18 protein-coding genes and 1 pseudogene are annotated in these 18,220 nt (G+C 74.7%); 8 read left to right on the top strand and 11 right to left on the bottom strand.

The genetic code is table 11. The features are described from left to right. Positions 1 to 48: 48 nt before the first annotated feature. Positions 49 to 906 carry a type I methionyl aminopeptidase gene (map, locus tag ACZ4SV_RS18290; RefSeq protein WP_365878310.1) on the top strand — a complete coding sequence of 286 codons (858 nt, stop codon included), beginning with the start codon at positions 49 to 51 and terminating at the stop codon, positions 904 to 906. Positions 907 to 966: 60 nt separating this feature from the next. Here map and ACZ4SV_RS18285 read toward each other — a convergent pair whose 3' ends face one another. Beyond that, on the bottom strand, positions 967 to 1,176 hold the full coding sequence (locus ACZ4SV_RS18285) for a hypothetical protein (protein WP_365878308.1): 210 nt from the start codon (positions 1,174 to 1,176) through the stop codon (positions 967 to 969). A 116-nt stretch (positions 1,177 to 1,292) separates the two neighbouring features. Next, positions 1,293 to 1,961, bottom strand: coding sequence for a PhzF family phenazine biosynthesis protein (locus tag ACZ4SV_RS18280; RefSeq protein WP_468005427.1), 669 nt, complete (start codon positions 1,959 to 1,961; stop codon positions 1,293 to 1,295). Positions 1,962 to 2,129: 168 nt separating this feature from the next. Here ACZ4SV_RS18280 and efeO point away from each other — a divergent pair, with 168 nt between their 5' ends. The 4 genes from efeO to ACZ4SV_RS18260 are packed head-to-tail and all read left to right on the top strand — an operon-like array spanning position 2,130 to position 6,361. Then, the gene (gene efeO, locus ACZ4SV_RS18275; RefSeq protein WP_365878304.1) at positions 2,130 to 3,266 is read left to right on the top strand and encodes an iron uptake system protein EfeO; all 1,137 of its coding nucleotides are present in this window, start codon (positions 2,130 to 2,132) and stop codon (positions 3,264 to 3,266) included. A gap of 16 nt (positions 3,267 to 3,282) precedes the next feature. Continuing rightward, the gene (gene efeB / locus ACZ4SV_RS18270) at positions 3,283 to 4,533 is read left to right on the top strand and encodes an iron uptake transporter deferrochelatase/peroxidase subunit (protein WP_468005424.1); all 1,251 of its coding nucleotides are present in this window, start codon (positions 3,283 to 3,285) and stop codon (positions 4,531 to 4,533) included. 3 nt (positions 4,534 to 4,536) lie between these two features. Beyond that, positions 4,537 to 5,409 carry an iron uptake transporter permease EfeU gene (gene efeU, locus ACZ4SV_RS18265; protein WP_365878300.1) on the top strand — a complete coding sequence of 291 codons (873 nt, stop codon included), beginning with the start codon at positions 4,537 to 4,539 and terminating at the stop codon, positions 5,407 to 5,409. Further along, on the top strand, positions 5,369 to 6,361 hold the full coding sequence (locus tag ACZ4SV_RS18260) for an SCO2278 family lipoprotein (RefSeq protein WP_468005422.1): 993 nt from the start codon (positions 5,369 to 5,371) through the stop codon (positions 6,359 to 6,361). Before efeU ends, ACZ4SV_RS18260 begins: the two co-directional genes overlap by 41 nt. A 16-nt stretch (positions 6,362 to 6,377) precedes the next feature. Here ACZ4SV_RS18260 and ACZ4SV_RS18255 read toward each other — a convergent pair whose 3' ends face one another. From ACZ4SV_RS18255 to ACZ4SV_RS18235, 5 genes are all read right to left on the bottom strand, one after another. Next, complete coding sequence (locus ACZ4SV_RS18255) at positions 6,378 to 7,115, bottom strand: bifunctional DNA primase/polymerase (protein ID WP_365878296.1); 738 nt, start codon at positions 7,113 to 7,115, stop codon at positions 6,378 to 6,380. 127 nt (positions 7,116 to 7,242) lie between these two features. After that, positions 7,243 to 7,857 carry a TetR/AcrR family transcriptional regulator gene (locus ACZ4SV_RS18250; protein ID WP_365878294.1) on the bottom strand — a complete coding sequence of 205 codons (615 nt, stop codon included), beginning with the start codon at positions 7,855 to 7,857 and terminating at the stop codon, positions 7,243 to 7,245. A 31-nt stretch (positions 7,858 to 7,888) separates the two neighbouring features. Continuing rightward, a complete protein-coding gene (locus ACZ4SV_RS18245; protein ID WP_468005419.1) occupies positions 7,889 to 8,884 on the bottom strand; it encodes a small ribosomal subunit Rsm22 family protein in 996 nt (331 codons plus the stop codon). 676 nt (positions 8,885 to 9,560) lie between these two features. Then, positions 9,561 to 10,742: a serine hydrolase domain-containing protein gene (locus ACZ4SV_RS18240; RefSeq protein ID WP_468005417.1), complete on the bottom strand. Its 1,182-nt coding sequence runs from the start codon at positions 10,740 to 10,742 to the stop codon at positions 9,561 to 9,563. Then, complete coding sequence (locus ACZ4SV_RS18235) at positions 10,682 to 11,986, bottom strand: multidrug effflux MFS transporter (protein ID WP_468005415.1); 1,305 nt, start codon at positions 11,984 to 11,986, stop codon at positions 10,682 to 10,684. Before ACZ4SV_RS18235 ends, ACZ4SV_RS18240 begins: the two co-directional genes overlap by 61 nt. Before the next feature lie 105 nt (positions 11,987 to 12,091). Here ACZ4SV_RS18235 and ACZ4SV_RS18230 point away from each other — a divergent pair, with 105 nt between their 5' ends. Together ACZ4SV_RS18230 and ACZ4SV_RS18225 are read left to right on the top strand one after the other, a co-directional pair. Further along, the gene (locus ACZ4SV_RS18230; protein ID WP_468005845.1) at positions 12,092 to 13,120 is read left to right on the top strand and encodes a Gfo/Idh/MocA family protein; all 1,029 of its coding nucleotides are present in this window, start codon (positions 12,092 to 12,094) and stop codon (positions 13,118 to 13,120) included. 89 nt (positions 13,121 to 13,209) lie between these two features. Continuing rightward, positions 13,210 to 13,968, top strand: a complete 759-nt coding sequence (locus ACZ4SV_RS18225; RefSeq protein ID WP_468005413.1) for an SDR family oxidoreductase — start codon at positions 13,210 to 13,212, stop codon at positions 13,966 to 13,968. Positions 13,969 to 14,220: 252 nt separating this feature from the next. Here the strand turns inward: ACZ4SV_RS18225 and ACZ4SV_RS18220 are convergent, their stop codons facing one another. Together ACZ4SV_RS18220 and ACZ4SV_RS18215 are read right to left on the bottom strand one after the other, a co-directional pair. Further along, a complete protein-coding gene (locus ACZ4SV_RS18220) occupies positions 14,221 to 15,396 on the bottom strand; it encodes a D-alanyl-D-alanine carboxypeptidase family protein (RefSeq protein ID WP_468005411.1) in 1,176 nt (391 codons plus the stop codon). 165 nt (positions 15,397 to 15,561) lie between these two features. Next, a pseudogene (locus ACZ4SV_RS18215) lies at positions 15,562 to 15,761 on the bottom strand (hypothetical protein); the annotation flags it as partial. Between the two features lie 228 nt (positions 15,762 to 15,989). Here ACZ4SV_RS18215 and ACZ4SV_RS18210 point away from each other — a divergent pair. After that, positions 15,990 to 16,535: a DoxX family protein gene (locus tag ACZ4SV_RS18210; RefSeq protein WP_468005409.1), complete on the top strand. Its 546-nt coding sequence runs from the start codon at positions 15,990 to 15,992 to the stop codon at positions 16,533 to 16,535. Between the two features lie 265 nt (positions 16,536 to 16,800). Here ACZ4SV_RS18210 and ACZ4SV_RS18205 read toward each other — a convergent pair whose 3' ends face one another. Beyond that, positions 16,801 to 17,358 carry an NADPH-dependent FMN reductase gene (locus ACZ4SV_RS18205; protein WP_468005407.1) on the bottom strand — a complete coding sequence of 186 codons (558 nt, stop codon included), beginning with the start codon at positions 17,356 to 17,358 and terminating at the stop codon, positions 16,801 to 16,803. Positions 17,359 to 17,764: 406 nt separating this feature from the next. Then, entirely contained in the window at positions 17,765 to 18,199 is a 435-nt protein-coding gene (locus tag ACZ4SV_RS18200) for a MarR family transcriptional regulator (protein WP_365877215.1), read from the bottom strand. Positions 18,200 to 18,220: the final 21 nt, after the last annotated feature.

Genomic DNA, 18,220 nt, shown 5'->3' with positions numbered 1-18,220 from the left:
TCTCGCCACCGACATGTTCCCCCATGTCCGCTGGTTAGACTCGCTGGCATGTCTGGCCAGTCGCTGCTCGTACCAGGGGAGCTGTCTCCCACCCGTCCGGTCCCCGGAAACATCCGGCGCCCCGAGTACGTCGGCAAGCCCGCGCCGGCGCCGTACACGGGGCCGGAGGTGCAGACCCCGGAGACCATCGAGGCGATGCGGATCGCCGGCCGTATCGCCGCGCGGGCGATGGAGGAGGCCGCGAAGATCATCGCACCCGGCGTGACCACGGACCGGCTCGACGCGGTCGCCCACGCCTACCTGTGCGACCACGGCGCCTACCCGTCCACGCTGGGCTACCGCGGCTTCCCGAAGTCGCTGTGCACCTCGGTCAACGAGGTCATCTGCCACGGCATCCCGGACTCCACGGTCCTGCGGGACGGTGACATCGTCAACCTCGACGTGACGGCGTACATCGGCGGTGTGCACGGCGACAACAACGCCACCTACCTGGTCGGCGAGGTGGACGAGGAGTCGCGGCTGCTGGTGGAGCGGACCCGGGAGGCGCTGAACCGGGCGATCAAGGCCGTGCGGCCGGGCCGGCAGATCAATGTCATCGGCCGGGTCATCGAGTCCTACGCCAAGCGCTTCGGCTACGGCGTGGTGCGGGACTTCACCGGGCACGGCATCAACTCGTCGTTCCACTCCGGGCTGATCGTCCCGCACTACGACAGTCCGCACGCGACGACGGTGATGCAGCCGGGGATGACGTTCACGATCGAGCCGATGCTGACGCTGGGCACCCACGAGTACGACATGTGGGACGACGGCTGGACGGTCGTGACGAAGGACCGCAAGCGGACCGCGCAGTTCGAGCACACGCTGGTGGTGACCGACACCGGCGCGGACATCCTCACCCTGCCCTGACCGCGGGCCGGCGGGCCCCGGGTCCCCCTCGCCGCGTGCGCGAGAGGGACCCGGACCGCATCAGTGCAGGGAGCCCCGGCAGTGGGTGCCGGCCCAGGAGATGGTGTTCTCCAGCGAGGTGATCTGGCCGGAGTACTCGCTGCACACGGCCTCGCGGTCCTTGCTCTCGTCGCTGTCGTCGTCGCGGCCGTGGGCGCCGGCCGTCGTCGCGCCGGTCGCGGCCAGGGCGACGGCGAGAACGGTCGCGGCCAGGACTGATCTGATGCGCATGGTGCTCCTCTCGGGGAGGCGGAGTGGTCACGCCCACTGGTCCCCGTTCGCCCGCGCGCGCACACGCGGTTCCACCCGGACGGGCGCCCGGACCCTCACCCGGACGCCGGTACGGCTCAGCGCTCCAGCCGGACCCGTCCGCCGATCTCCGTCCAGCCGTGCGGCTGAGGCGCGGTCAGGATCTGCGAGCCCCGGCCCTGGGTGATGTTCAGGGCCCGGCCCAGCCGGTCGGTGAGCAGCAGCGCCGCCGCCCCGGTGGCCTCGTCCTCGTCGATCCCGTCACCCCGCCCAGGAAAGCCCCGGGCACGGACCCGCCCGGCCGCCTCGTCCTCCCACGCCCACGCGTACACCCACTCCCCTGGTTCTCCTGGTTCCCCCGGCTTCCCCGACGGGACTTGAAGCGCGTCCACGGCGGCCGCGTCCGGGTACTGGCGCAGGGTGCGCGGCGGCGCCCACTCGGCGCGGGCCTCGATCCAGGTGAACTCGCCGTCCAGCCGCACCCCGACGACACCGGCGGGGGTGACGAGTTCGGGCACGTCGAGCAGCCAGGCGGTGCCCACGCACGGGTGACCGGCGAACGGCAGCCGCAGGGTGGGCGTATAGATGTCGATCACTCCGCGCTCGGGGTCGTCCACGAACACGGTCTCGCTGAAGCCCAGTTCGCCGGCCAGCGCCTGGCGGTCCGCCCGCCCGGGCAGCACCGAGCCGTCCCGGACGACGCCCAGCCTGTTGCCGCATCCGCCGTCCGGTCCGCAGAAGACGCGGAGTACGTCGTAGTCAGTCACCGGGGCATTGAAACACCCCGGCCGGCGCCCCGGCGCCGGGAGCGGTCCGGACCACCGTCCCGGGGGCCCGGGCGCTGAGAGCAGAATCACGGACCGCGGGGGTCTGGGTGAGGTAAGCCTCATGTAAGTTAGGGCAGCCTCACCAGAACAGATCCGCTTGGAGCCTGCATGCGAGCCGTCCGACTGACCGTCACCGCCGCCGCGACCGCGGCCGCTCTGACCGCACTCTCGGCCTGCACCGCGAAGAGCGATGCCAAGGACGGGGACGCCATCCAGGTCACCGCGGCGGACTCCACCTGCGAGACCTCCCGCACCTCCGTCCCGGCCGGCCAGGTGACACTGAAGATCGAGAACAAGGGCGCGAAGGCGACCGAGGTCGAGATCGTCTTCCCGGACGACCGGATCGTCTCCGAGAAGGAGAACATCGGGCCGGGCACCAAGTACACGCTGACCGCCGAGGTGAAGGCCGGCTCGTACGAGATCGCCTGCCGCCCCGGCATGAAGGGCCACGGCGTCCGGCAGAAGCTCACCGTGACCGGCGGCGGCTCCGCCGCGCAGCGCGACCCGCGGCTGGACCGGGCGGTCGCCGACTACCGCCAGTACGCCCAGGACCAGGCCGACGAGACCGTGCCGAAGGCCGAGACCTTCGCCAAGGCCGTCCAGGCCGGCGACCTGACGGCCGCGAAGAAGGCGTACGCCCTCTCCCGCCTCGGCTGGGAGCGCACCGAGCCGGTCGCCGAGTCCTTCGGTGACATCGACCCCAAGGTCGACGTCCGCGAGGACGGCCTGGAGGACGGGCAGCGGTGGACCGGCTGGCACCGGCTGGAGAAGGCCCTGTGGCACGACCGGAAGATCGGCGCCGAGGAGAAGGCCCTCGCCGGCCGGCTGGTGACGGACCTGAAGGACTGGCAGCGCCGGGTCGGCAAGGCCGAGATCACCCCGACCTCCATGGCCAACGGCGCCAAGGAACTGCTGGACGAGGTCGCCACCGGCAAGGTCACCGGTGAGGAGGACCGCTACGCCCACACCGACCTGGTCGACTTCCAGGGCAACGTCGAGGGCGCCCGGAAGGCGTACGAGCTGCTGAAGCCGGTCGCCGCGAAGAACGACCCGGCCCTGACGAAGGACCTGGACAAGCGGTTCACGGCGCTGGAGACGCTGCTCGGCAGCTACCGCTCGGACAAGGCGTCGTACGACTTCGTCTCCTACGACAAGGTCGGCAAGGAGCAGCGCAAGGAGCTGTCGGACGCGGTGAACGCGCTCGCCGAGCCGCTGTCCAAGCTGGCCGCCGCGGTCGTGAAGTGAGCAGGAGGGCACAGCGATGACCGAGACACAGGGCGGGACTCCGTCGCGCCGGGCGCTGATCGGCTGGGGCGGGGCCGGGCTCGCGCTCGGGGCCGCGGCGGCCGGCGGCGCGGTGGCGATGGCCAAGGCGGGCGACGACGTGGACCCGGTGGCCGCCGAGACGGGCGGCGCGGTGGAGTTCCACGGCGTCCACCAGGCCGGCATCGCCACCCCGGTCCAGGACCGGCTGCACTTCGCCGCGTTCGACGTGAAGACCGAGGACCGCGACGAGTTCGTCCGGATGCTGAAGGAGTGGACGGCCGCGGCCCGCCGGATGACCGCCGGCAAGCCGGTCGGCGAGGGCGCGTACGGCGGGCTCGCCGAGGCGCCGCCCGACGACACCGGCGAGGCGCTCGGGCTCGCCCCGTCCCGGCTGACGCTGACCATCGGCTTCGGGCCGTCCCTCTTCGACCGGTTCGGGCTGGCCGGGAAGCGGCCGGCGGCCCTGGCCGACCTGCCCCGGTTCCCCGGGGACAACCTGGACCGCTCCCGCACCGGCGGCGACCTGTGCGTGCAGGCGTGCGCCGACGACCCGCAGGTGGCCGTGCACGCCATCCGCAACCTGGCCCGGATCGGCTTCGGCACGGTGGCCGTGCGCTGGTCCCAGCTCGGCTTCGGCAAGACCTCCTCCACCACGCCGGGCGCGCAGACCCCGCGCAACCTCTTCGGCTTCAAGGACGGCACCCGCAACATCGCGGGCACCGAGACCGGCCGGCTGGACAAGTTCGTCTGGGTCGGCGACGGCGACGGGCCGGAGTGGATGACCGGCGGGTCGTATCTGGTCGCCCGGCGCATCCGGATGAACATCGAGACCTGGGACCGCACCTCGCTGCAGGAGCAGGAGGACGTCTTCGGCCGCGACAAACGCGAGGGCGCCCCGGTCGGCAAGCCCAAGGAGCACGACGAGCCGTTCCTGAAGGCGATGAAGCCCGACGCGCACGTGCGGCTCGCGCACCCGGACGCCAACGGCGGGATCACGATCCTGCGCCGGGGCTACTCCTTCACCGACGGCACGGACGGGCTCGGCCGGCTCGACGCGGGCCTGTTCTTCCTCGCCTACCAGCGCGACGTGCGCAAGGGCTTCATCCCGCTCCAGCGCCGACTGTCGGCGCACGACGCGCTCAACGAGTACATCCAGCACGTGGGTTCGGCGGTCTTCGCGATCCCGCCCGGCGTCCGCGACGCGGACGACTGGTGGGGCAGCACGCTGTTCTCGAAGGAGGCGTAGTCCGTGTTCTCCAACTACCTGATCGGCCTGCGCGAGGGACTGGAGGCGTCGCTCGTCGTCTGCATCCTGATCGCCTATCTGGTCAAGACCGGCCGCAGGGACGCCCTGAAGCCGATCTGGGCCGGCATCGGTGTGGCCGTCGTCATCGCCATGGGCTTCGGCTGCGCGCTGGAGTTCGGCTCGCAGGAACTGACCTTCCAGGCGCAGGAGGCGCTCGGCGGCTCCCTGTCGGTCCTCGCCGTGTGCCTGGTGACCTGGATGGTGTTCTGGATGCGGCGCACCGCCCGGCACCTGAGGTCGGAGCTGCACGGCAAGCTGGACGCGGCCCTCGCCCTCGGCACCGGCGCGCTGGTCGCCACCGCGTTCCTCGCCGTCGGCCGGGAGGGCCTGGAGACCGCGCTGTTCGTGTGGGCGTCGGTGCACGCGGCCTCCGACGGCACCCCGCGCCCGCTGGCCGGGGTCGCCCTCGGCCTCGCCACGGCCGTCCTGCTGGGCTGGCTGTTCTACCGGGGCGCGCTGAGAATCAACCTGGCGAAGTTCTTCACCTGGACCGGCGGCATGCTGGTGGTGGTCGCGGCGGGCGTGCTGGCGTACGGCTTCCACGACCTCCAGGAGGCCGGCTGGATCCCGGGCCTGACCGACCTGGCGTTCGACATCAGCGACACCATCCCGCCGGATAGCTGGTACGGCACGCTGCTGAAGGGCGTGTTCAACTTCCAGCCGGACCCGACGGTCGTCCAGATCACGGTGTGGGCGCTGTATCTGGTCCCGGTGCTCGGGCTGTTCCTCTCCCCGGTAGGGTTCGCCTCCGGGAAGGGGAAGGTGAGGGAGCCCGATGACCAGGGAACGCAGCCGTCGACGGCTTCGCAGGCGTGAGCGGAACGCACTCATAGCGGCCTCGCTGACCGCTTTGTCGCTGACGGCGAGCGGCTGCGTGGTGGTGCACGGCGAGCGCGAGGTGCTGCCCGCCGCCACGCGCGCCGAGGCCGCCAGGGCGCTCACCGCCTTCACCGCCGCGTACAACAAGGCCGACCAGACCTACGACCGTTCGGTGGACGCGCCCTATGTCACCGGCGCCCTCGCCGCGATCGACTCCGCCCGGCTGAGGGCCGGGCACGTCAACAGCCCGTCCGGGAATCCGCGGCACACCCCGCTGACGCTGACCGACGTGAAGATCACGATCCCCGAGAAGGCCGGCTGGCCCCGCTGGTTCGTCGCCGACGCCCGGGGCAACAAGGGCGGCGACTACCGCTGGGTGCTGGTGTTCACCCGCGGCGACCTCGGCGAGCGGTGGCGGGTGGCGTATCTGACGCTGATGGCGCCGGGGACCGTGCCCGAGTTCCGCACCGGCGAGGCCGGCTGGGCCGAGGCGGTGCCCGCCGGCACCGGGCGGCTGGCCGTGCGCCCGGACGCGCTGAGCAAGGCGTACGCGGCCTATCTGCAGAGCGGCGGGAAGACCTTCGCGGACGGCCGCGGCACCAGCGGGCTGCGCGCGGAGCGCGCGAAGGCGGCCCGCAAGCCCGGCCTGGTCCGGCAGTTCATCGACGCACCGCTCACCCACGGCGACTACGCGCCGCTGGCGCTGCGCACGGCGGACGGCGGCGCGCTGGTGTTCTTCACCACGCACCACTACGAGAAGCAGACCGCCTACCCGGGCGCCACCGTGCCGGTGCCCGACCGGGACGTGCGGGCCCTGATCAAGGGCGAGGTCAAGCAGTCCCTGACGCTGGAGTCGATCGCCAACGAGGCCGTGTACGACCCGGCCGGCAGCGGTCCGGTGCGGATGCTGGGGCGGGTGCAGGGGCTGACGGCCGCACAGGGCGGGTGAGCCGCCGGCGGACCGGTCAGCGGTGCAGCGGCCAGGTGCTGCCCTGCTGGTCGGTGCCGGCGTGCCGGGCGCAGGCGTCGGTGAGCGCCTCCAGCAGGCTCAGCGGGTCGGGCAGCGGATGCTCGGGGCCGCGCAGCCAGCGCACCCGCTGGCCGTCGTCGCCGGGCAGCCGGGCGGGCGGCACCAGGACGTAGGAGCCCCGGCAGTGCCAGCGCAGGCCGGGGTGCTCGTCCATCGTCTCCGGGTGGCAGTCCAGCTCGCACGGCCACCACTCGTCCTCGTCCTCCGGGGTGCCCCGGGTGAGGGTGAAGAACAGCATGCGGCCGTCGTCGCTCTCGGCGACCGGGCCGACCTCCACACCGGAGGCGAGCAGCCGCTGAAGAGCCTCCCGGCCGGCGTCCAGGGGCACGTCGAGCACGTCGTGCACCATGCCGGTGGCGGTGATGAAGTTCGCCTGCGGCTGGTGCCGGGCCCAGCGCTCGATCTGGCCGCGGTCGGTGGTGGACTGCGTCTGCCAGGCGAACGACACCGGGTGCCGGGCCGGGGTGGGACAGCCGACGCGGTCACAGGAACAGCGGTAGCCCGGCGCGGGATGGGCGGCGGGGGCGAGCGGCAGACCCGCGCCGGCGGCGGCGAGCAGCAGGGCCTCCCGGCCGCCGTCCCCGGCGGCGTCGGCCTCCTTCGGGCGGCGTCCGCGCAGCCACTGGGAGAGTCTGCCCTGCCGGCCGGTGTGGCCGCCGAACGTGTCGCTCATCTATCCCCTCGGTCCCGTGGTGGCCTCGCTGCTGTGCGGACAGCATGCCTCATCGTCCCATCTTCGCGCGGACCGGGGGGCGCGGCGGACGGGATCACGCGGGCCGGCGGTCGTGCGCGGGGGCGCGTCAGCGGGGCGCGATGCCGTGCAGGGCGTAGTCGACCAGGGTGTCCGTGTAGGCGTGGGAGATCGGCCCGGTCCGCTGCAGCCAGCGCTGGGCGAGCGGCGACACGAACAGCTCCAGCGCGATCCGGGGGTCCACGTCGGGCCGTACCTGCCCGGCGTCCTGGGCCGCGCGCAGCCGGGCGACGTAGAGCTGGAGCTGCGGTTCGAGCAGCGCGGTCACGAACGCGCGGCCGACCTGCTCGTTCACGACGCCCTCCGCGGTCAGGGCCCGCGTCGGCACCTCGAAGCGCGGGTCGTGCAGCTCGTCCACCGTGGCCCGCAGCACCGCCTTGAGGTCGGCGGCCAGGTCGCCGGTGTCCGGGATGGCGTACGGCTCCTGCCCGGCCGCCTCGGCGGTCTGCCCGGCGAGGTCGAGGAACGCCTCCAGCAGGACGTCCGCCTTGGAGGACCACCAGCGGTAGATGGTCTGCTTGCCGACGCCGGCCCGGGCGGCGATGCGCTCGACGGTGGTCTTCGGATAGCCGACCTCGCCGACCAGCGCGAGGGCGGCGGCGTAGATCGCCCGGCGGGACTTCTCGCTGCGGCGGGTGGCATCGGGGGCGGGCTTGTCGACCATGGCGTCGAAAGTAACAAGCGGTCCGGGCGGACTACGACGCGGAGCCGTCCGGCGGCCAGGCGTCGCCCCAGGCGGCGTCCCGGGCCGCCTTGTACAGGTCGCCGTGGCGCTTGGTGACCGTGGTGCGGTCCAGCCGCTCCCCGCTCTCGCACAGGTCCAGCAGTACCTGGCCCTTGCGGATCTGCGGGCGCCGGACCACGCGGGCGGCGGCCGGTGCGGCGGGCAGCCGGGTGGCGGCGACGTAGGAGAACTTCTCGTCCTCGTACGCCAGCGAGCCGCCCTTGACCTGGCGGTGCAGCGAGGAGCGGCCGACCCGGGCGGCGAAGTGGCACCAGTCGGTGCCGGGCGCGATGGGGCAGGCGGCGCTGTGCGGGCAGGGCGCGGCGATCCGGAAGCCGGCCCGGATCAGCCGGTCGCGGGCCTCGATGACCCGGGCGTAGCCGGCCGGGGTGCCGGCCTCCACGATCACGACGGACCGGGCGGCGCGGGCGGCGGCGTCGACGAGGGCGGCGCGGTCGGCCTGCGTCAGCTCGTTGAGGACGTACGACACGGTGACCAGGTCGGTGTCGTCCAGGGTGAGGTCGACGCCGATCCGGGCGCGCCGCCAGCGGGCGTCCGCGAGGGCCGGCCGGGCGGCGGCCAGCTCGCGGCCGAGGGCGAGGGCGGGCTCGGCCCAGTCCAGCACGGTGACGGGGCGCTCGCCGGGCCAGGTCGCGGTGACGGCCCAGGTGGCGGCACCGGTGCCGCCGCCGACGTCGGTGTGGCCGGCCGGACTCCAGCCGGGCACGGCGGCGGCGAACGCGGCGAGCGCGGAGCGGACCGCCTCGAAGGTGGCCGGCATCCGGTAGGCGGCGTACGCGGCGACGTCGGCGCGGTCGCGCAGGATCGGGGCGTGGGTCGGGGTGTCGCCGCGGTAGTGGGCGATCAGCCGGTCCACGGCGGCGGCCGTCTCCCTGGCCGGCAGCCCGTCCAGCAACTCGGCCAGGGCGGCCCGGAGCACCACGGCCGCGGAGGTGGGGTCGTTCACCTGGCGATTCTACGGCGCCCCACCGGGGCGCGAGGCCGCCGGTACGGCACCCCGGCCCCGTGGGGCGGGGGCAGGCGCCGCAGTGCTGATCCGCTGGCGCGGCCGGGCGGCCCGGCACCCCGGTGCCGAACCGCCGCGCGGGCAGGGTCCGGCGCCGCGGGCGAGCCGTCCGGGCCGCGGGTGGGCGGACCGACGGGCGGGCCAACGCCGCGCCCCGACGCGGAGCCGCCAGTACGGGCGGGCACCCCGGCACCCCGGTGCCGAACCGCCGCGCGGGGGGTCCGGCGTCGCGGGCGAGCCGTCCGGAGCCGCGGGTGGGCGGACCGGCGGGCGGACCAGCGCCGCGCCCCGGCGCGGAGCCGCCGGTACGGGCGGGCACCCCGGCACCGCAGTGCCGAGCCACCGACGCGGGCGGAGGTCCGGCCCCGAGGTGGCGAACCACCGGCGCGGGCGGAAGCGGCGCCGCCGACGAGCCGTCCGGAGTGGCGGGTGGGCGGCCCGTCGCCCCGGCACTGAGCCACCGGTGCGGGTGGGCGGACCGGCCGGGCGGGTAGACGGCCCGACACCGCTGGCGGGCGGGCGGGCGGGCACCGCGGACGGGCGGCGGTCCGGCGCCCCGGTGCTGAGCCACCGGTGCGGGCGGACCGGCCGGGGCGGGTGGGCCCCGTGCGTGGGGTCAGATCACTGCTTGGGACAGCAGGGTCGCCAGGGCGGCGCGGGGACCGTTGTCCGTCGGGCGGCGGCTGGGGTGGACCGTGTTGGCCAGCAGGATCAGGAACGTGTCCGTGGCCGGGTCCACGACCAGGGACGTGCCGGTGAAGCCGGTGTGGCCCGCGGCGCCGCGGCCGGCGAGCGCGCCCATGAAGGACGGCTGGTCCACGGCGAAGCCCAGGCCGGGCGGGGTGAACAGCAGCTCCACATAGTCCTGGCCGAGGATGCGCGCGGGGCCGTAGGAGCCGCCGGCGAGCAGGGCGCGGCAGAAGACGGCGAGGTCGGGCGCGGTGGAGAACAGTCCGGCGTGCCCGGCGACCCCGCCGAGTGCCCACGCGTTCTCGTCGTGGACCACGCCCCGCAGCATGCCCCGGTCGGCCTTGGCCCACGGCCGCCGCTGGTCCTCGGTGGCCGCGGCACCGGGGCAGGGGCCGAACGCGGTGGCCGTCATGCCGAGCGGGCGGGTGATGCCGTCCCGCACGAGGACGTCCAGGGTGCGGCCGGTGATCCGCTCCAGGACGGACTGGAGCAGCAGCATGTTCAGGTCCGAGTACCGGTACGTGCCCGGCGCGGCCACCGGGGCCTCGGCGCGCAGCAGGTCCAGCCGGGTGGCGTCGTCCGGGCAGTCGTACAGGGGCAGTTCGGGGCGCAGCCCGGAGGTGTGCGTGAGGAGCTGCCGTACCGTGATGCCGTGCGCGACGGCGGCGTGGAAGTCGGGCAGGCAGTCGCCGACGCGGGTGTCGATGCCGAGCGTGCCGCGCTCGATCTGCTGCACCGCGGCCACCGAGGTGAACAGCTTGGTGAGGGAGGCCAGGTCGAAGCGGGTGTCGAGGGCGGCCGGGACCCGGGCGGCGGGCGGCAGTTCGACGCCGGTGCCGGTCCCCGGGTCGTGGCGGGCGTAGCGGACCGCCCAGCCGGTGGCCTCGGCCACGGCGATCACGGGCCCGCGGCCGGCCAGCACGACGGCGCCGGCCGCCCACGGGCGCTCACCGGCGGTGAGGGCGCGCGCCCCGGCGGCCAGGTGCCCGAGCGCGACGGGGTCGAGCCCGGCGCGTTCCGGTGTGCCGGCGCGCAGTCTCGGTGCGCTCAGCTCACGTCTCCCTCCGCGCCCGCACGGCTGGTCTTCCGTGTCGTCCAGGGACGGCACATTCCCATGAAGCAGACCGCCGCGACCAGTGCCCCGGCCAGTTGGACCACCGCCATGGGCACGGCGGTGCGCTCCCCCGCGACGCCGACGAGCGGCGAGGCGACCGCGCCGACGAGGAAGGAGGAGGTGCCGAGCAGCGCGGAGGCGGAGCCGGCGGCGTGCCGGGTGCGCTGCAGGGCGAGGGACTGCGCGTTGGGCAGGGTGATGCCCATGGCGGACATCAGTACGAAGAGGGCCGCGGCGACCGGGACGAGACCCGTGTCGCCGAAGACGCCGGAGGCCATCAGCAGCAGGGCGGTGGCCGCGAGCGCGATCACCGCGAGGCCGACGGCGAACACCTTGTCCAGGCTGACCCGCCCCACCAGCAGCTTGCCGTTGACCTGTCCGGTGATCACCAGGCCGATGGAGTTCAGGCCGAACAGCAGGCTGAAGGTCTGCGGGGAGGCGCCGTAGATCTCCTGGACGACGAAGGGCGAGGCGGATATGTACGCGAACAGCGCGGCGAAGGTGAAGCCGCCGGCCAGCATGTAGCCGGTGAAGGGCAGGTCGGCGAGGAGGGCGCGCATCGACCGCAGGGCCTCGCCCGCGCCGCCGCTGTGCCGGCCGGCGGGCTCCAGCGTCTCGGGCAGCCGCAGCCAGACGAGCGCGGCGAGCGCGGCGCCGACCACGGTGAGGACGACGAACACGCCCCGCCAGTCCGTCACCCGCAGCAGTTGCCCGCCGATGAGCGGTGCCACGACCGGGGCGACCCCGGAGATCAGCATCAGGGTGGAGAAGAAGCGGGCCATGGCCACGCCGTCGTGGAGATCGCGGACGACGGCCCGCGCGATGACGATCCCGGCCGCGCCCCCGAGTCCCTGGGCCAGCCGGAAGGCGACCAGGGTCTCCACGTTCGGGGCGAGTGCGCACAGGGCGGTGGCGACGACGTAGACGGCGAGGCCGGCGAGCAGCGGCCGGCGGCGGCCCCAGCGGTCGCTCATCGGGCCGACCACGAGCTGTCCGAGGGCCATGCCGAGCAGGCACGCGGTGAGGGTGAGCTGGACGGTGGCGGCGGGCGCGTGCAGCGCGTGGGTGACCTCCGGCAGGGACGGGAGGTACATGTCCATCGCGAGGGGCGGGGTCGCGGTGAGGCCGCCCAGGAGGAAGGTGACGAGCAGTCCGGTGCGGCGGACGCCGGCCGCCGGCCGGGCCGTCGCCCCCTCCCGCCGCGTGTCCGGTGTCGGTGCCGCCGTGTGCTCCGGCATGTGCCCCTCCCTCTTCGCTGACATCGCTGTCGCGGACGCGACCGGCACCTATGCTCTCAGCTCGTACACACTGCCGAGGCACGGATGAGCGAGGGCGGGACGGCGATGGCGGAGCGGAACGTGCGGTGGGGGATCCTGGCGACCGGCGGGATCGCGGCGGCGTTCGCCGCGGATCTGGTCGATCTGCCGGACGCGGAGATCACGGCGGTGGCCTCCCGCCGGCGGGACTCGGCCGAGGCGTTCGCCGAGCGGTTCGGGGCGGAACGCGCGTACGGCGACTGGGAGTCGCTGGCCGCGGACCCGGACGTCGACGTGGTGTACGTCGCCACTCCGCACGTGGCGCACCGGGCGGCGGCCGGCCTGTGCCTGGCGGCGGGCCGGAACGTGCTGTGCGAGAAGCCGTTCACGCTGAACCTGCGCGAGGCGGCGGAACTCGTCGCACTGGCGCGGGAGCACGACCGCTTCCTGATGGAGGCGATGTGGATGTACTGCAATCCGCTGGTTCGGCGGCTGACGGCGCTGGTGGCGGACGGGGCGATCGGCGAGGTGCGCACGGTGCAGGCGGACTTCGGGATCGCCGGGCCGTTCCCGGCCGCGCACCGGCTGCGGGACCCGGCGCTGGGCGGCGGCGCGCTGCTGGACCTGGGCGTGTACCCGGTGTCGTTCGCGCACCTGCTGCTGGGCGAGCCGGACACGGTCACCGCGAGCGCGGTGCTCTCGCCCGAGGGCGTCGACCTCCAGACGGGCGCCCTGCTGTCCTGGGAGAGCGGCGCGCTGGCCTCGGTGCACTGCTCGATCGCCGGCGGTACGGCGGTGACCGCGTCGGTGACCGGCACGCGCGGCCGGATCGACGTCCCGTCCGGGTTCTTCCATCCGGAGCGGTTCGTGCTGCACCGCGACGGCCGTGACCCCGAGGAGTTCGCCGCCGACCCCGCCGACGGGCCGCGCACCAGCCTGCGGCACGAGGCGCGGGAGGTCATGCGGGCGCTGCGCGCGGGCGAGAAGGAGTCGCCGCTGGTGCCGCTGGAGGGGACGCTCGCGGTGATGCGCACGCTGGACGCGGTGCGGGAGCGGATCGGGGTGCGCTACCCCGGCGAGGAGCGGGCGGAGGCGACGGTGGCCGCCGCCGGATAGCCGTCGGATAATCGTCGAACGGCTCTCGGACAACCGTATGGCGGACACCGGATTCCGCATCGCGGATGCGGGGCCTACGCTGCGGAGTCATGACTGACAGGAACGCGAAGACCGCGGTGGTGACCGGCGCCGGGTCCGGGATCGGGCGGGCCGTCGCCGTGGAACTGCTGCGCGCCGGCTGGTCCGTGGCGCTGGCCGGCCGGCGGGCCGCACCGCTGGCCCGGACGGCGGCACTGGCGCCGGGGGCGGCCACGCTGGCCGTGCCCACCGACGTGTCCCGGCCCGAGGACGTCGAGGGGCTGTTCACGGCCACCGTGGAGCGGTTCGGCCGGGTGGACCTGCTGTTCAACAACGCGGGCACCTTCGGGCCCGGCGGGGTCCCGGTGGAGGAGTTGTCGTACGACGCCTGGCGGCAGGTCGTGGACACGAACCTCAACGGCGCCTTCCTGTGCGCGCGGGCGGCCTACCGGCGGATGAAGGAACAGGACCCGCAGGGCGGCCGGATCATCAACAACGGTTCCGTCTCGGCGCACGCGCCCCGGCCGCACTCGGTCGCCTACACCGCGACCAAGCACGCGCTGACCGGGCTGACCAAGTCGCTGTCCCTGGACGGGCGGCCGTACCGGATCGCGGTCGGCCAGCTCGACATCGGCAACGCGGCGACCGACATGACGGAGCGGATGCGCACGGGCGTACTCCAGGCAAACGGGGAGGTAGCCCCGGAACCGGTGATGGACGTGGCCGACGTGGCGCGCACGGTACGGCACATGGCGGAACTGCCCCTGGAGGCGAACGTGCAGTTCGCGACGGTGATGGCGACGACGATGCCGTACATCGGGCGGGGCTGAGCCGCGCCGGTCCGCACGCGCGGGCGGACGCCGGCCCTCCGCGGTATTGCCGGTCGTCCCTGACGTGTGCTCAACTTTCCTCCACCAGAACTTCACAGTTGGGCAGGGGAGTTCCGCAGCCACTTCCGAGGGGGGAGGCGGCCGGCGGCCGTACCACCGGACCGGACCAGGGGGATGCACCTCGCGGCGTACGCGAGGACACACCGGCCGGCGGGGACGGCCGCCGCGCCGTGTCGTACGACGGCTCTCCGCTCAGCGGCGGCGTCTGCCCCGGCCCGTCGGTTCGCCGGCCGCCGGGGTCCGGGTACGGCGGCGCAGGGTCCAGGCTCCCGCGCCCAGCAGCGCAAGCGCGCCGGCGCCGGCACCCACGGCCGGCCAGGCCGGGCCGCCGGGGGCCGCCACGCCGGGTGGCGCGGCCGCCGCGCGCACCGGCGGCCGCGCGGGTTCCGTGGCCGTGCGCGCCCCGCCCTCGCTCAGCGGTGCCACCAGCATGCCGACGGCCTGGGCCGAACGCCCGTGTCCGAAGCCCCAGTCGAGCAGCGCGGCGGTCTCCTCGTAGACGCCGTTGCCGCCGGCCTGCGGGTGCATCACGGTGACGAGCAGGGTGCGCCCGCCCCGGGTGGCCGCGCCGGTGAAGGTGTTGCCGGCATGGCTGGTGTAGCCGTTCTTCACACCGATCAGGCCGTTGTACGTCTTGAGCCCCCATGCCCCGGTGAGCAGGCGGTCGGTGTTCTGGATCTGGAACGTCTTCTTGCCGCCCGCCGGGAAGTCGGCGGTCCGCGTGCCGCAGTAGCGGCGGAACTCGGCGTCCCGCAGGCCGTGGCGGGCGAAGAGCGTCAGGTCGTACGCCGAGGAGAGCTGGCCCTTGTGGTCGAAGCCGTCGGGGCTGACCACGCGGGTGTCCAGGGCCTGGAGGTCGGCAGCCCTGGCCTGCATCTCGGCGACGGTCTTGGCGATGCCGCCGTTCATGTGGGCCAGCACGTGCACGGCGTCGTTGCCGGAGCGCAGGAACACGCCCTGCCACAACTGCTCGACGGTGTAGGTGATGCCGGGCTTGATGCCGACGAGGCTGGAGCCGGCCGGGACGTCGGCGAGATCGGCCTCGGTGACCCGGTACCGCTCGGTGCGGTCGAACTTCTTCAGCACGGTGTCCGCGAACAGCATCTTCAGCGTGGACGCCGGCGCGAGGCGCCGGTGCGCGCCGAAGGAGGCGAGCACCTCGCCGGTCACGCAGTCGGCGACCAGCCAGGACCGGGCGGTGAGCTTGTCGGGCAGTCCGGAGGCGCCGCGCGCCTGGACGCCGGTACGGGCCAGGCGTTCGCCGCCGACGACGGTGGCCGCCGCGGCATCGGTGGCCATGGACAGGGGCAGGGCGGCGGCCGTCAGCCCGAGGACGGCACGCCGGCTGAGCCGGGAACTTTCACGCACTCGGGGAAGGTACACCGCGCCGAGCAGGGCTCTCGCGATCGGAGGGCCGGTACGGCGCCGATTCGGACGGCCGGCGCAACGGGCACGGCACCTCCCGCGTCGCCCGCCCGCCCCGCCGTACCGGCCGCCCGGTCCGTTACCGGCCGGGCAGGTGGCCGATTTCCGTCAACCGGGCCGTGGGAGAGGGCCCTTCACGAGCGCGCCGGCGTTCTCCTCGGCCCGGGTGACGGTGCGGAAGCCGGGGACGGGCACGGCCCGCGGGCCGCGGGCCGTGGGCCGTGGGCCGTGGGCCGTGGACCGTGGGCCGTGGGCCGTGGACCGTGGACCCACAGCCAGGGCAGGGCGCCCCGGGCGAGGGTGCGGCCGGCCCCCGGAGGCCCGGCGGCCGAAGCCGAGTGCGGGCACGGCGATCCCGTCGCGCCCCAGGGTCCGTACCGTCGTGGCGGGACCGCCAGGAGCCGCAGCGCACGCGCGGACACGCACCACTCCCCCGGGGCCGCCACCCGAACGGCAGTCAGGACGGGACGGGCGGGGCCGGCGGTGCGAGGGTGGGGTGGGGAGGGAGCCTGTCCGCCCGTCTGCTGGGAGTCACCGTGACCTGTTACGACCGACGTGATCTGGGCCTGCTGCTGCTCCGGCTGGGCACCGGCGGGGTGCTGGCGGCGCACGGCGCGCAGAAGCTGTTCGGCTGGTTCGGCGGTCACGGTCTGGAGGGCACGGGCCAGTTCATGGAGTCCGTGGGCTACCGGCCCGGCAAGGCGAGCGCCACGGCGGCGGGCCTGGCGGAGGCGGGCGGCGGCCTGCTGCTGGCGCTGGGCCTCGCCACACCGGCCGCGGGCGCGGCGGCGGCCGGCGCGATGGCGGGCGCGGCGGCGGTGCACGTGCCCAACGGGTTCTTCGCCCAGGAGGGCGGCTACGAGCAGGCGGCGAGCCTGGGGGTGACGGCGGCCGGTCTCGCCGTCACCGGACCGGGCCGCCTCTCCCTGGACCACGCCCTCGGCCATGTCCTCGACCGCGGCTGGATGGTCCCGGCCGCCCTGGGCGTGACGGCGGCGGTGACGGCCGTGGTGGTGGGCGCGCGCGGCCGGCGGCTGCGCCGGGCGGCGCAGGGCGAGCAGGAGCCGTTGTTCGAGGAGTGAGCCGGCGTCGGCCCGCCGACCGCTGCCGGGGCCGGGGCTCAGCGGGCCGGGCGGTCGGCATCCTCGCGGGCCGGGGCCGCCGGTGTCCTCACGGGCCCGGACCGCCACCCGGATTCAGCAAGCCGGGCGGTCGGCGCCTCGCCGGTCCGGACCGCTGCCCGGGTTCAGCAGGCCGGGCGGTCGGCGCCTCGCGGGCCCGGACCGCCACCCGGGCTCAGCAAGCCAGGCGGCCGGCATCCTCGCCGGGCCGGGCCGCCGCCCGGATTCAGCAGACCAGGCGGGCGGCATCCTCGCGGGCCCGGGCCGCCGCCCGGGCGAGGTCGTCCAGGAGAGCGGCCAGGGCCGCGCGGGTCGGCTCGTCGGTGATCCGGCCGTCGGCGATCTTCAAGGTGGCCTGCGGGACGCGCAGGTCCCGCGGGAGCACCCGGGCGCCCATCACGGCGAGGGTCTCCGCGAGCCAGGCGCGGGCCCGATCGCCGCCGCTCGCCGCGGGGGACGCGCTCGCCAGGGCCACCGGCTTGGTGTCGACCTCGCCGCCGCCGATCAGCCACTCCAGGGCGTTCTTGAGCACGCCGGAGGTGCCGTGGGCGTACTCCGGCGTGACGATCAGCAGGGCGTCCGCCGCGCCGGCCGCGGCCCGCAGCTCCGCGGCCGCCGCGGGCAGCGCGGTCTCCTCGACGTCGGCGTTGAAGAAGGGCAGCCGGTCCAGGGGCGGTGCGACGACGAGTTCGCGCGGGGGCCGGGTCAGCTCCGCCGCCGAGCGCAGGACGGCCGCGTTCAGTGAACCGGAACGCAGACTTCCGCACAGTCCGAGGATTCTCATGCCGGTCAGCCTACGTCCGGGAACCGGCGGGTTCCGGGGGACCGGCGGGCCGGGAGCGGGGCCGCCAACTCCGGTGCGGACCTGCAAGTTCACCGCGGTCACGGCGTCCGGGCCGGCACCGGTCCGGGCGGGGAGCGCCGGGCGGCAGCCGGGTGCCCCGGGTCCCCCGGACGGGAGACGTGCCGCACAACCACGGCGGATCGCGCCGCGACGGGGGTAACCGGGTGGAGGTAAGGGCTGTCAGACGTACTGTTGCCGTTTGACAACAATAGCCGTGAGGCAACAAAGTAACCGTGTCGGACGTGTGCGGGGAAGGACGTGGAATGCTCCGGTGGACGGAGACCACTCCGTGTACTGGTCGCCATCGCCTGAGGGCGGCGGTGACCCCGGCGCCGCGAACCGCGGGTCAGGCCGTCCGGCTGCCCGTGCCCGAGGCGTCGTCGTGTATCTGCGTCGCCGCGGTCGCGCAGAACGCCTCCAGCCCCTCCAGCAGCGCGATCCGCTTGGCGGCGGGCATATCCGCCAGCACCTTCCGCAGTTCCTTCTCCCTGCGGGCCCGCAGGTCGGCGAGGAACGCGCGGCCCCGGCCGCTGAGGTGCAGCCGTACTTCCCGCCGGTCCTGCGGGCTCACCACCCGCTCGACGAACCCGGCGGCCACCAGACGGTCGCACAGCCGGCTGGTGGACGGCGGGGTGGACGCCAGGTACTCGGCGAGCGTGCGCAGGTTGATGCCGTCGTGGTGCTCGAGGATGTGCAGCACACGGAGCTGGGACGCGGAGGTGGGAGCGGTGGAAGCCCGGCCCCACACGACCTCCAGCAGCTCGACGGCCGTGGTGGTCACCCGTGCGACCTCATCGGGCTC

The sequence above is a fragment of the Streptomyces sp. NPDC027672 genome (genome assembly GCF_055566335.1).
Note: the sequence above shows the minus strand (reverse complement) of the source record. Positions and strands in the feature narration are given on the sequence as shown.